The following is a 12,469-nucleotide window of genomic DNA, read 5'->3' as shown; positions in this document are numbered from 1 at the left end:
CTCGGCGCGGGCCCGTGTCGCGGGCCATTCCCGGCCCGGCGTAGGGTCGCTCGGGTGAGCACCGCAACCGATCCCCTCGCCGCCCTCGCGCTCCTGCCCGGCGTGCCGGAGTCCGTCGAGGACACCCGCACTGCGGTGGACCGGCTGCTCGGCCACCGCACGATGCGCCGCCGCAGCATGGACATCAGCGCCGAATCCGCGCTCCGTGGCGCGCGGGCCAGTGCCGCCCTGGAGGGCGTCGACTGGTCGCTGGAGGAGATTCGCCGGCGGACCGACTACTCGTCCTCGCGCGACGACGGCGGTGCGGTGGTCGCGGGCGCGCTGCGGCTGTCCGCCGAGATCGGCACGCTCCTCGGCACCTGGGGGCACAGTCCGCTCCAGGTGCTGGCCCGGCTGCACGTGGTCGCCGCGGCCGACGCGGTGCCCGCCGAGGCGCTGGGCCGGCCGCGCCGGGACGACGAGTCCTCGGCCGGGCAACCTCCGGCGGACGAGGTGGCGGCCCGCCTCGACGGATTGTCCCGACTGCTGCTCGCGCCGTCCGCCGCGCCCGCCGTCGTGGTCGCCGCGGTCACCCACGGGGAGATCCTGAGCCTGGCCCCGTTCGGCTGGGGCAACGGGCTGATCGCCCGCGCCGCGCAGCGGATCGTGCTGATCACCCGGGGCCTGGACCCGAAGGGCGCGGCGGTGCCGGAGGTCGGCCACCTGGAACTGGGCGTGGACGCCTACGCCGAGGCGCTGCGGGCGTACGAGAGCGGTACCGCCGAGGGTGTGGCGACCTGGATCCGGCACTGCGCGGAGGCGATGACGTTGGGTGCGCGCGAGAGCGTCGCGGTGTGCGAAGCGGTGATGCGCGGGATCTGACGGCCGGCGGGGGTGTTCGGCCGGGGGCGGCTCGGGTGGGCCCGGCGCGGTTCGCTGCGGGGTGTTTCGGGTTCGGACGTACGAGACGGCGGCGCCCGTGAGGACGCCGCCGCTTTGTCACTCCCGCCGAGGTATCAGGCGTGTACCCGTTATGACGATCGGCCCCGGCATGCGCATCCACGGGGGGAAGAACATGCAGGTTGTCCGACGCGTTCGGCCCCTACGAGGGTCGGTCGCACGTGGGTTCCCGGCGGTCGTGCTCGATCCGTCCCGGCCACCCGGGTGAGCGGGGGCCGTACGGGCCGTTGGTCCCTTTTCTAGTGCGTTGCCGAGAGGAGGGGAACCCCTGACCCAAGATCTTTACTTTCGGCCTTTGTCGGATTTGCTCCGCTGTCGATGATCGTCGGACGCCGCGGCGGCCCTGCCTTCCGGTCAGCGGCGCTTCCTGGCGAGGTACCAGACGAAGCCGGCCGCGGTGGCGCCCGCGCCGATCGCGGTCGCGGCGAGCACGGGGCGCGAGGGTACCGAGAGGCTGGGCACCCGCTGGCGCAGCGCCACGGGGCGGCTGAAGACCAGTACGGGCCACCCGCGGGCGGTCGCCTCGCGACGCAGGCCGCGATCCGGGTTGACCGCGTACGGGTGGCCGACCTCCAGGAGCATCGGCAGGTCGGTGATCGAATCGCTGTACGCGTAGCAGGAGGTGAGGTCGTAGCCCTCGGTGCGGGCCAACTCCTTGACCGCCGCGGCCTTGTTGGGCCCGTACGCGTAGAAGTCGATCTCGCCGGAGTAGTGGCCGTCCTCGACCACCATCCGGGTGGCCACCACGCGGTCCGCACCGAGCATGTCGCCGATGGGCTCGACCACTTCGGCCCCGGAGGAGCTGACGATGACCACGTCGCGGCCGGCCGCGTGGTGTTCCTCGATCAGCGACGCGGCCTCGTCGTAGATGATCGGGTCGATCATGTCGTGCAGGGTCTCCGCGACGATCTCGCGCACCTGCTGCACGTCCCAGCCGCGGCACAGCGCGGACAGGTATTCGCGCATGCGCTCCATCTGGTCGTGATCCGCGCCGCCGACGAGGAAGACGAACTGGGCGTAGGCGCTCTTGAGGACGGAGCGGCGATTGATGAGTCCGCCGTGGTAGAAGGATCTGCTGAACGCCAGCGCACTGGACCTGGCGATGATGGTCTTGTCGAGGTCGAAGAAGGCTGCTGTCCGCTTCGGCGCCTGGGTTTCCACAGTTCACGAGGATAAGGGCAGCCATTCGGCGTAAACTCCGCGTCGTGGGTTTGCTAGAGAACCCCCTCGGGTACATCCTGGAAGTCACGGATCGTTCGCGACCGTGCTAACCCGGTCCGACTCCTCCCCCCCCGAGTCGGCCGCGGAGACGACCCCCGCTCTCCCCCCCGGCGGGGGTCGTCGCTTGTCCGGGGGGCTTTTTTGCGTCCCGATGCGGGTGGGCGCGGGGTTTTTGGTTCGGGTGGTCGCCGGGGTGGTGATCCCCGATGCGGGTCGGTTCCCTCGTGATTGTCGGCGGTTGTTTGGCGTTGCGGGTCGTTGTGGGGAATCGGGTGGGGATCTCGGAGTTGGGGGTGGGCGGGGCCGGGGTCTGGGTCGTGCCGTGGGGTGGGTGGGGGCGGGTGGGCGCGAGGCTTCGCGGGGGTCGGTGGGGGTGCGTGGGGGTCCGTCGGGGGGCGGGCCTTGTGGTCGGGGTTGGGCCGGGGGTGGCGTCGGAATGGCTCGGGTGTCCCTCACACGAGTGAATCCATAATCCACAGTCGCGGGCTTGTCCACAGGTGGGAACCACCCGCTCGGCGGAGCGCGCGATCGCCGCGACGGTTGGGGTCAGTTCCCGGGAGGGCCGGTTCGGCCGGACCTCCCCGACCCCTGGAGGTTCCGTGGCAGCGCTTTCCCCACCTCGGCCGGCTCGTCCGCTCCTGGTGACCGGCGATCCGGCCCTGCTCGACGAACTCCTGCGGCTGTGCGCGGTGGCCGGGATCGAGCCGGAGGTGCAACCGGACGCGGGCGCGGCGCGGGCCGCGTGGCCGGGGGCGCCGTTGGTGATCGTCGGCGACGACGTGACGCCGGGGTTGGCCCGGTGCGGGCTGCCGCGCCGCGAGGACGTGGTGCTGATCGGCGACGACCTGGACGACGGCGACGTGTGGCGGCGGGCGGTGGACGTCGGCGCGGACCACGTGGTGTTCCTGCCCGACGCCGAGCACTGGATCGTGGATCGATTGGGCGATGTGGCCGAGGGCACCGGGCCCGACGCGCACACCATCGCGGTGCTGGGTGGGTGCGGCGGCAGCGGGGCCAGCACGCTGGCCTGTGCGCTCGGGGTGGCGGCGGTGCGGACCGGACTGGTCACCGCGCTGGTGGACGTGGACCCGCTGGGCGGCGGCCTCGACGTGCTGCTCGGCGGCGAGGACGAGAGCGGGCTGCGCTGGTCCGATCTGGCGAGCGCGCGCGGGCGGATCGACGGGGGCGCGCTCTCCGATGCGCTGCCGCACCTGCACGGGTTGACCGTGTTGTCCTGGGACCGGGACAGGCCGCCCGCGATCCCGCCGGAGACGGTTCGCTCGGTGGTGCGGGCGGTGCGCAGACGGCACGACGTGGCGGTGCTCGACGTGCCCCGGCATACCGACCCGGGGGCGGCGGAGGCCCTGCGGTTGTGCGACACGGGGCTGTTGGTGGTGCCGGCCGAGGTGCGGGCGCTGGCCGCGGCGGCGCAGGTGGCGGCCCGGGTGGGGCCGATGGTGCGCGATCTGCGGGCGGTGGTGCGGCAGCCGAGTTCGTCGGGGCTGACCTCCGAGGCGGTCGTGCGGGGCTTGGGGCTGCCGCTCGCGGGGGAGTTGCGGCCGGAGGCGGGATTGGCGGCGGCCACCGAGCGGGGTGATCCGCCGGGGTTGCGCACGCGCGGGCCGTTGGCCCGGTTCTGTCGCGACTACCTCGCGGGCAATCCGGCCGGCGTGGCGCGGGAGGCGGCGTGAGCGCGCGCGAGGTGCCGCCGATGCCGCCGTTTCCGCCGCCGGGCGCGCCGCCGCTGCCGCCGCGGGGCGTGCGGTCGGGCCGGGTGCCGCAGCCGCCGCCGTGGCCGGTGCCGGCGCCGCCGGTCGGGGGTACCGGGGTCTTCTCCGCGCCGCCGCCGCGACCCGTCGCGGTGCCGGTCGCGGCGGCCGGTCCGGTGGTTGCTCCGGCGCCGGATCCGGAGTTGGTCGAGGCGGTGCGGGCGCGGTTGGCCGCCGGTGGGCACGAGCCGACGCCCGCGGCGGTGGCCGCGGCGCTGCGGGCCGAGGGGCGGGTGCTCGGCGAGGCGGCGCTGCCGGAGCTGGTTCGGGCGCTGCGGTCGGAGATCGCCGGGGCCGGGCCGTTGGACGTGCTGCTGCGCGACCCCGAGGTGACCGATGTGCTGGTCAACGCGCCCGACGAGGTGTGGATCGATCGGGGCGCGGGCCCGCAGCGCACGGCGGTGACCTTCGCCGACGACGCGGCGGTGCGGCGGTTGGCCCAGCGGTTGGCGAGCGGGGTCGGGCGGCGGTTGGACGACGCCTCGCCGTATGTGGACGCCACGCTCGCCGACGGTGTGCGGCTGCACGCGGTGTTGCGGCCCGTGGCGGTGCGGGGTACGTGCCTGTCGTTGCGGGTTCCTCGGCGTACCTCGCTCGGGGTGGCCGACCTGGTGCGGGCCGGCTCGTTGTCGCCGGCCGCGGCCGAACTGCTGTGTGCGGTGGTCTCGGCGCGGGCCGCGTTCCTGGTCTCGGGCGGCACCGGTTCGGGCAAGACCACGCTGCTCGGGGCACTCCTCGGGTGTGCGCATCCGGCCGAACGGCTGCTGCTCGCCGAGGACTCGGCCGAACTGACGCCGCGTCACCCGCATGTGGTGCGGCTGGAGTCGCGGCCGGCCAACGTCGAGGGTGCGGGCGAGGTGACCCTGCGCGATCTGGTCCGCCAGGCCCTGCGGATGCGGCCGGACCGGCTCGTGGTCGGCGAGGTGCGGGGGGCCGAGGTGGTGGAGTTGCTCGCGGCCCTGAACACCGGGCACGAGGGCGGCTGCGGCACGGTGCATGCGAACTCGGCGGCCGATGTGCCTGCGCGGTTGGAGGCGTTGGGGGCGTTGGCCGGGCTCGGTCGGGGTGCGGTGCACAGCCAGGTGGCGGCGGCGCTCGATCTGGTCGTGCATGTGGTGCGCGAGCGCGATGGGTTGCGGCGGGCGGCCGAGGTCCATGTCCTGGAACGGGACACGGCGGGCTGGGTGCGACCGGTCCCGGCGGTGAGCTTCGAACGCGCCGGTGGCTGCCGCCCGGGACCGGGCCACGGCAGGTTGGCCGCACTGCTGGCCGGGTGGTGGCGCGGGTGACGACGGCCGCGCTGGGCGGCGGCTTTGGGGGCGGCGGCCTTGGGCGGCGGCGGGTCGGCCCGACTCGGGTGTCCTCAAGCGCCGGACGGGCTGGGTTGGGTTGCGTTGGCCGGTTTGGGCGGCGGTTCCTGGGCGCCGGCGGTGGGTGTCCTCAAGCGCCGGACGGGCTGGAGGCGGTTGCGTTCGGCGGTTTGGGTGGCGGTTCCGGGGGGCCTGCGGTGGGTGTCCTCAAGCGCCGGACGGGCTGGGTTGGGTTGCGTTGGCCGGGTTGGGCGGCGGTTTCCGGGCGCCGGCGGTGGGTGTCCTCAAGCACCGGACTGGCTGGAGGCGGTTGTGTTCGGCGGTTTGGGTGGCGGTTCCGGGGGGCCGGCGGTGGGTGTCCTCAAGCACCGGACTGGCTGGAGGGGGTTGTGTTCGGCGGTTTGGGTGGCGGTTCCGGGGGGCCGGCGGTGGGTGGCCTCAAGCGCCGGGCGGGCTGGAATTTGGTTGCGTTTGTCGGTCCAGGTGGTGGCTTCCGGGTGCCTGCGGTGGGTGTTTTCGAAGGGCCGGACGGCTGGGGGGTCCTGGGCGGGCGGGGTGGGGGCGGTGTGGTTGTTGACGGTTTGGGGTGGGGTGGCTCGGTTGTGTGCGGCGTCGGGGGCGGTGGGCGTCGAGCGGGTGGGTTGGTCGGGGTGGTTTGAGTGGGTGCAGTGGTGGGTGTTGCCAGGGCGGTGTGGTGTTGAGGGGGTGGGTGGTTGGGGGTGGGCGTTGAGCGGGTGGGGGTGATTTTTGTGGCGATTCGGTGGGGGTGGGGTGGGTGATTTTGGTGGTGGTGGGGGCGGTTGGGGTTGGTGGGTTGGTGTGGTGGTCGATGGCTCGGGTGGGGCCTGGGCGGTTGGCTGGGGTGTTGGGGGTTTCGGGCGGGGGGTCGGGTGGGTGGTGGGTGGCTTGGGTGGGGGTGGTTGGGCGGCATCGGGTCGTTGCGGCGGTGTTGGCTGCGGGGGGCTTGGCGGGTTTGGGGTTGGGGTCGGTGGTGCCTGTGCTGGTGGCTTTGCCGGGGGCCTGGGTGGTGCGGCGGCGGCGGGATCGGGCCTGGCGCGAGCGGGACGCCGGGGCGGTGCGGTGTGGCGTGGTGCGGCTGTGTGCGGCGCTGGCGGGGGAGTCGCGGGCCGGGCGCACGCCGGCGCAGGCGTTGGCCGCCGCAGCGCATGCGGTGGACGGGCCGATCCTGGCGGTGGTGGGCGAGGCGATCGGGACCGCCCGCGTGGGTGGCGACGTGCCGGACGCGCTGGATCGCGCGGCGGCCGTGCCCGGGGCGGCCGGGCTGCGTCGGATCGCCGCCTGCTGGCGGATCGCGACCGGGCGAGGCGCCGGGTTTGCACCGGCCCTGGAGCGGATCGCGGCGGGCCTGCGGGCCGAGGAGGACGCGCACGAGGAGGTGATCGCCGAACTCGCCGGGGCCCGCTCGACCGCGCAGGTCCTGGCCGGGCTGCCGGTGTTCGGTCTGTTCCTGGGTAGCGCCCTGGGCGCTCGGCCGGTGGAGGTGTTGTTGCGCACGCCGGCCGGGATCGGGTGCCTGTGCGCGGGGCTGACCCTGGTGGTGGTCGGTCTGGAGTGGACCGATCGCCTGGTGACCCGAGCCGGTCCGGTGCCGGGATGAGCGCGGCGGCGGTGCTCGTGGCGGTCGTCGCGGCGGCGGGCGGCGCGGCCGGCGCGGTGCGGGGGCGGGGGCGGGGGCCGGAGCTTCGCCGGCCGTCGGCGCGGGGGCGGGATCCGGCGCTCGGTCGGCGGGCCGCGGCGGGGCTTGGCGGGGTGGCGGTGTTCGTGCTGCTCGGCGGCTGGCTCGGGGGTGTGGCCGGGCTCGTGGTGGCGGTCGTCCTGGATCGGCGGCTGACCGGCCTGGAGTCGCGGTCCGGACGGGCGCTGCGGGATCGGCTGCGAGCCGATCTGCCGCCTGCGGCCGACCTGTTCGCGGCGTGCCTGGTGGCGGGCAGTACACCGGCGGACGCGGCCGAGGCGGTCGCGCACGCGGTCGGCGGGCCGCTGGCGGGCCGACTGCGGCCGATCGTGGCCTCGTTGCGGCTCGGCGGCGACCCCGGACGGTGCTGGTTGGGGCTGACCGACGATCCCGTGCTCGCGCCGCTGGGGCGGGTGTTGGCCCGGGCGGCGACCGGTGGTGTGCCGGCGGCGGTTCTGGTCGCCGGGATGGCCGACGAGCAACGGGCCGAGCAGCGCCGGGCCGCGACGTCGGCCGCCCGCCGGGTGGGGGTGCGCGCCACCCTCCCGCTCGGATTGTGCTTCCTGCCCGCCTTCCTGCTGGTCGGGGTGGTCCCGATCGTGATCGGGCTGGGCACGTCGCTGCTGCGGGCGGGGTGAGTCGGTGGGTGTGTCCGAAGTGCACATTTTTGTGAGTGCTTCATGCAGGTTTCATGTGGATCCGTATCGATGAGGGGGACTCATGCGCATGTCGATTTCGAACGCACGTCGGGTGTGGTCGTGGCTGCGTGTCGACACCGGGATGACCACCGCGGAATACGCGGTCGGCACGGTCGCCGCGGTGGCGTTCGGCGCGGTGTTGTTCAAGATCGTGACCAGTCCGGGGGTCGCCGCGGCGCTCGCCCGGGTGATCACCAAGGCACTCGATGTCTCGTTCTGAGGCTCGTGCGGGGCGGGGGCTTCGTGCGGCGGACGGATTCGTGACCGCGGAGACCGCAGTGGTGTTGCCGGTCCTGGTGGTGTTGACCGCCGTGTTGACGGCCGGGATCGGGGCCGCCACCGCGCAGATCCGCTGTGTGGACGCGGCGCAGGCGGGGGCGCGGGCGCTGGCGCGGGGCGAGTCGACCGAGGTCGCGGTGGCGCGGGCCTCGGCGGCCGGGCCGGCCGGTGCGCGGACGGGGGTGTCCGGCGGGGACGGTCTGGTGCGCTTCCGGGTGGCCGCCGAGGTCGGCGTGCCGGGTGCGGCCTGGGCCGGGGTCACGTTCCACGTGGAACATACGGCGGTGGCGGCCGTCGAGGCGGAGGCGCCGCCGTGAGGGGAGGCCGGTCGGGTCAGGAGGGCTCGGCCACACTGTGGGTACTTGCGTTCGCGCTGGTCCCGATGTGCGCGGCGGCGTTCGTCTTCGCCTTCGCCGGCGCGGTTGCGGCCCGACACCGCGCCGGTGCCGCCGCCGACCTGGCCGCGCTGGCTGCCGCGGCCCGATCCGCCGCCGGGTCCGGCCCCGACGAGGCCTGCGCCCTGGCCCGCCGAGTGGCCCGAGCCCAGCACACGGACCTGACGAGCTGCCGGCTCACCAACGGCTTCGCCGAGGTCCACGTATCGACCCCCACCCGAATCGGCAAAGCCCAAGCCACCGCCCGAGCCGGCCCGACCGTCCCCACACCCCCACCAGAACCCCCCAAACAGCCCTTAACCACCACCCCGCCCACCTCAAAAGCCCCCACCACCCCAAGCGACCCCCGCAGGCCCGACCCAACCCCGCCGGACCCCACATGGCACAAGCCGACCCCACCCGCCCGGCCGGCTCGTCCCACCCGCCTGACCCTGCCCGGAGCTTTGCCCGACCCCGTCCGCCCGCCTCTGTCCGCCCGCCCCTGTCCGCCCGGCCCGTCCTGCCCGGCGCGCCCGCCCGCCCAGCCGGCCCTGCCCGGCGCACTCACTCGCCTGGCCCTGCCCGGCCTGTCGGCCCGACCTGCCGGTGGCGTCTCGTCCGCCCGGTGCGTTCCGCACGCCTGGGGGACCCGGCCACCCCTCTCGCCTTGGCTGCCCGGATCGTCCCGTGCTCCTGCTCTCCGGGCTTTGCTAACCCTTCGGGTTGCTTGTCCCCTCCGCCTCCCGTAGTAGCGCGTCCAGGAGGGCGATTGAGGCCGGCTTGTTCAAGGGCTGGTTGCCGTTGCCGCATTTGGGGGACTGGATGCAGCTTGGGCAGCCGTGGTCGCATTCGCAGGAGGCGATGGCCTCCCTCGTTGCGGTGAGCCACGTGTCGGCGGTGACGTAGGCGCGTTCCGCGAAGCCGGCGCCGCCCGGGTGGCCGTCGTAGACGAAGACGGTCGGCAGGCGGGTGTCGGGGTGCAGCGATGTGGAGACCCCGCCGATGTCCCAGCGGTCGCAGGTGGCGAACAGCGGCAGCAGGCCGATCGAGGCGTGTTCGGCGGCGTGTGCGGCGCCGGGCAGGTCGGCCGGGTCGATGCCCGCCTCGGCGACCTGCTCGGGCGTCACCGTCCACCACACGGCGCGCGTGCGCAGGCTGCGCTCGGGCAGGTCCAGCTTGTGCTCGCCCAGCACCTCGCCGGTGATGATCCGCTTGCGTTGGAAGGAGACCACCCGGCCGGTGACCTCGACCGAGCCGAAGTGCAGGCGGGCCGCGCCCCACTCCCGGCTGCGCACGGTCTCCAGGATCCGGATCTCGGTGACCTCGCGCGCACTGGTGGTCCAGTCCGGATTCGCCGGCCGCACCAGCGCCACACCCTCGTCGAGGTCGAGCTCGCGGACCAGGTACGTGTCCCCTTGGTGCAGGTGCACCGCCCCGGGGTGCACCGCCGAGTGCGCGGCGGGCGCGTCGACCGTGCCCAGGATGCGGCCCGTGTCCTGCTCCACCACCCGCACCGCCGGGCCGCCCGCGCCGCGGATGTCGGTCAGGTCGGTGGCTCGCTCCCGGCTGGTCCAGTACCAGCCCGTGGACCGCCTGCGCAGCAGCCCGCGCCGTTCCAGACCCGGCAACAACTCGGCGGCCACCGGCCCGAACAGCTCCAGGTCCTCGTCGGTCAGCGCGAATTCGGCCGCGGCTGCGCACAGGTGTGGGGCCAGCACGTACGGGTTGTCCGGATCGAGCACCGTCGCCTCGACCGGCCGATCGAACAGCGCCTCGGGATGGTGCACCAGGAACGTGTCCAGCGGATCGTCCCGCGCCACCAGCACGGCCAGCGCCTCCTGCCCGGCCCGTCCCGCGCGCCCGGCCTGCTGCCACAGCGAGGCCCGGGTGCCGGGATAGCCCGCGATCAACACCGCGTCCAGCCCGGAGATGTCCACGCCCAATTCGAGCGCCGTGGTCGCGGCCACCCCCAGCAGGCTGCCGTCGTGCAGCGCCCGCTCGATCGCCCGCCGCTCCTGGGGCAGGTAGCCCGCGCGATAGGTGGCCACCCGGTCGGCCAACCCCTCGTCCACCCGGGCCAGGTGGTCCCGGGCGATCACCCGGACCACCTCCGCGCCGCGCCGCGAGCGCACGAACGCCACCGTGCGCACCCCGTCGAGCACCAGGTCGGTGAGCAGATCGGCGGTCTCGGCCGTCGCGGTACGCCGTACGGGCGCGCCGTGTTCACCCTCGTGGCCGGTCAGCGGCGGCTCCCACAGGGCGAATACCAGTTCGCCGTGCGGCGAGCCGTCCTCGGTCACCGCGACCACCGGCGCGCCGATCAACCGCTCGGCCGCGACGGCCGGATCGGACACCGTGGCCGACGCCAGGATGAACACCGGCTCCGATCCGTACCGGCGACACACCCGACGCAAACGCCGGATCAACTGGGCCACATGCGAGCCGAAAACACCGCGATAGGTGTGGCATTCGTCGATCACCACGTAGCGCAGCGTGCGCAGGAAAGCGCCCCACGAGCGGTGCCCGGGCAGCAGCGCGCGGTGCACCATGTCGGGATTCGTCAGGACGTACGACGCGTGCGCGCGCACCCACTGGCGGATCTCCACCGGGGTGTCACCGTCGTACGTGGCGGTGCGGACACGCCCGAGCGCGGGGTTCGCGGCGCGCAACTCCTCGACGGCGCGCGCCTGATCCGAGGCCAGCGCCTTCGTCGGAGAGAGGTAGAGTGCGGTCGCACCGCGCCCGCTGGGCGCGCCCGCGCCCTCGAACAGGGTCGTGAGAACCGGCAACAGATAGGCGAGGGACTTGCCCGAGGCGGTGCCGGTGGCGATCACGACCGAGCGGCCCGATGCCGCAACAGAGGCGGCGCGGGCCTGATGTTCCCACGGCAGTTCGATACCCGCGCCGCGAAACGCGTCGCCCACCTCCGGCCGAACCCAGTCGGGCCAGGCCGAGGTGACGCCTTCGCGAGCGGGTATGCGCCGGACGTGCGTCACTCGTTCGGGTCGATCCCGACCCGCCATAAGGCGGCCGAGAAGACCTTCCGGGGGGCGTGTACTGGGCTGCATCGGGCACCAGTGTTACATCCAATGTCGCGGGATTCATCGTCCCCTAGTGCCCATAAGTGGTTGAATGCCTTGGCGGCTGCCGATCCATGGGGGGCGACCGCTCAAGAGCAAGGTGCTGGAGGATCCGTGGACTTGTCCCTGTCGACCCGAACCGAGGGCGGTCGTACGATCGTCGAGGTGGGCGGCGAGATCGATGTATACACCGCACCCAAGCTGCGCGAGCAACTGGTGGAACTCGTCAACGAAGGCCAGTTCCACCTGATCGTCGACATGGAAGCAGTCGACTTCCTGGACTCGACCGGGCTCGGTGTGCTGGTGGGCGGCCTGAAGCGGGTGCGTGCCCACGAAGGGTCGCTGCAGCTGGTGTGCACTCAGGAGCGCATCCTGAAGATCTTCCGCATCACCGGCCTGACCAAGGTCTTCCCGATTCATCCGTCGGTGGCCACGGCCATCGAGGCGTCCGACTGACCGACCGTACGTCCTGACCGGACGCACATCGCACCCGCGCGGATCCGGGCGGGTGCACGCACGGCTGGGGGAACGAACCATGGCCATCGTCGAGCTGCGCTTCAGCGCGCTGCCCGAACACGTCCGCACGGCGCGGCTCGTCGCCGCCGCCGTGGCGCGGCGAGCGGGGGTTGCTGAGACGGTGCTCGACGAGGTGCGCCTCGCCGTCGGCGAGGCGTGTTCCCGAGCCGTCGGGATGCACCGGAGCCGGGCGGACGACGACCGCCCGGTCACGGTCACCCTGGACGACGGCAACGGCCGCTTCTGTATCGAGGTCAACGACGGCGTACCGCAGCCGGCGTTGACCGAGGCGGGCCTCGCGGAGGGGGCCGGGCTGGTGCCCGACCTGTCCGCGAACGGCTCCGGCCTCGACCTGATCGAGAACGAGATGGGCCTGGCCGTGATTCTCGGCCTTGTCGACGATCTCGACGTGCGGACCGGCGCCGAGGGCGGCGTGATCCGCATGTCGTGGCCCTCCGGCGCCAAGTCCGCCGAGACCGTGGGCTGACCGGGGTCCGCCCGGCCCCACCCCGCTCCACCGCGTCCACTCCGCCCCACCGCATCGCCTCCGGGACACCCGGGGGCGATTTTCGGCGTTCCCGTGTATC

At 73.8% G+C, this 12,469-nt stretch carries 12 protein-coding genes; 10 read left to right on the top strand and 2 right to left on the bottom strand.

What is annotated here, in order from left to right; genetic code table 11:
- Positions 1-54: 54 nt before the first annotated feature.
- On the top strand, positions 55-861 hold the full coding sequence (locus ACMXN5_RS14880) for an oxidoreductase (protein ID WP_439675663.1): 807 nt from the start codon (positions 55-57) through the stop codon (positions 859-861).
- Between the two features lie 432 nt (positions 862-1,293).
- Here ACMXN5_RS14880 and ACMXN5_RS14875 read toward each other — a convergent pair whose 3' ends face one another.
- Entirely contained in the window at positions 1,294-2,100 is an 807-nt protein-coding gene (locus ACMXN5_RS14875; RefSeq protein WP_395798412.1) for an HAD family hydrolase, read from the bottom strand.
- A 659-nt stretch (positions 2,101-2,759) separates the two neighbouring features.
- Between ACMXN5_RS14875 and ssd the strand changes: the two genes are divergently transcribed.
- The 7 genes from ssd (at position 2,760) to ACMXN5_RS14840 (ending at position 9,035) form a co-directional block, all read left to right on the top strand.
- Positions 2,760-3,851 carry a septum site-determining protein Ssd gene (ssd, locus tag ACMXN5_RS14870; RefSeq protein WP_439675662.1) on the top strand — a complete coding sequence of 364 codons (1,092 nt, stop codon included), beginning with the start codon at positions 2,760-2,762 and terminating at the stop codon, positions 3,849-3,851.
- Positions 3,848-5,218: a TadA family conjugal transfer-associated ATPase gene (locus ACMXN5_RS14865; RefSeq protein ID WP_439675661.1), complete on the top strand. Its 1,371-nt coding sequence runs from the start codon at positions 3,848-3,850 to the stop codon at positions 5,216-5,218. The genes ssd and ACMXN5_RS14865 overlap by 4 nt, the downstream gene beginning before the upstream one ends.
- Before the next feature lie 1,009 nt (positions 5,219-6,227).
- Complete coding sequence (locus ACMXN5_RS14860) at positions 6,228-6,857, top strand: type II secretion system F family protein (RefSeq protein ID WP_439675660.1); 630 nt, start codon at positions 6,228-6,230, stop codon at positions 6,855-6,857.
- A complete protein-coding gene (locus tag ACMXN5_RS14855; RefSeq protein WP_439675659.1) occupies positions 6,854-7,573 on the top strand; it encodes a type II secretion system F family protein in 720 nt (239 codons plus the stop codon). Before ACMXN5_RS14860 ends, ACMXN5_RS14855 begins: the two co-directional genes overlap by 4 nt.
- 88 nt (positions 7,574-7,661) lie before the next feature.
- A complete protein-coding gene (locus tag ACMXN5_RS14850; RefSeq protein WP_395798402.1) occupies positions 7,662-7,853 on the top strand; it encodes a DUF4244 domain-containing protein in 192 nt (63 codons plus the stop codon).
- 40 nt (positions 7,854-7,893) lie between these two features.
- A complete protein-coding gene (locus ACMXN5_RS14845; RefSeq protein ID WP_439675658.1) occupies positions 7,894-8,229 on the top strand; it encodes a TadE family type IV pilus minor pilin in 336 nt (111 codons plus the stop codon).
- Positions 8,226-9,035: an Rv3654c family TadE-like protein gene (locus ACMXN5_RS14840; RefSeq protein WP_439675657.1), complete on the top strand. Its 810-nt coding sequence runs from the start codon at positions 8,226-8,228 to the stop codon at positions 9,033-9,035. Before ACMXN5_RS14845 ends, ACMXN5_RS14840 begins: the two co-directional genes overlap by 4 nt.
- Here ACMXN5_RS14840 and ACMXN5_RS14835 read toward each other — a convergent pair.
- Complete coding sequence (locus ACMXN5_RS14835) at positions 8,997-11,354, bottom strand: DEAD/DEAH box helicase (protein WP_439675656.1); 2,358 nt, start codon at positions 11,352-11,354, stop codon at positions 8,997-8,999. The two genes, ACMXN5_RS14840 and ACMXN5_RS14835, sit on opposite strands and share 39 nt — an antisense overlap.
- Before the next feature lie 126 nt (positions 11,355-11,480).
- Between ACMXN5_RS14835 and ACMXN5_RS14830 the strand changes: the two genes are divergently transcribed.
- The gene (locus tag ACMXN5_RS14830; protein ID WP_078976516.1) at positions 11,481-11,822 is read left to right on the top strand and encodes an STAS domain-containing protein; all 342 of its coding nucleotides are present in this window, start codon (positions 11,481-11,483) and stop codon (positions 11,820-11,822) included.
- A 79-nt stretch (positions 11,823-11,901) separates the two neighbouring features.
- Positions 11,902-12,369: an ATP-binding protein gene (locus ACMXN5_RS14825; protein WP_439675655.1), complete on the top strand. Its 468-nt coding sequence runs from the start codon at positions 11,902-11,904 to the stop codon at positions 12,367-12,369.
- Positions 12,370-12,469: the final 100 nt, after the last annotated feature.

The organism is Embleya australiensis (genome assembly GCF_051903075.1).
Taxonomy (GTDB): domain Bacteria; phylum Actinomycetota; class Actinomycetes; order Streptomycetales; family Streptomycetaceae; genus Embleya.
Note: the sequence above shows the minus strand (reverse complement) of the source record. Positions and strands in the feature narration are given on the sequence as shown.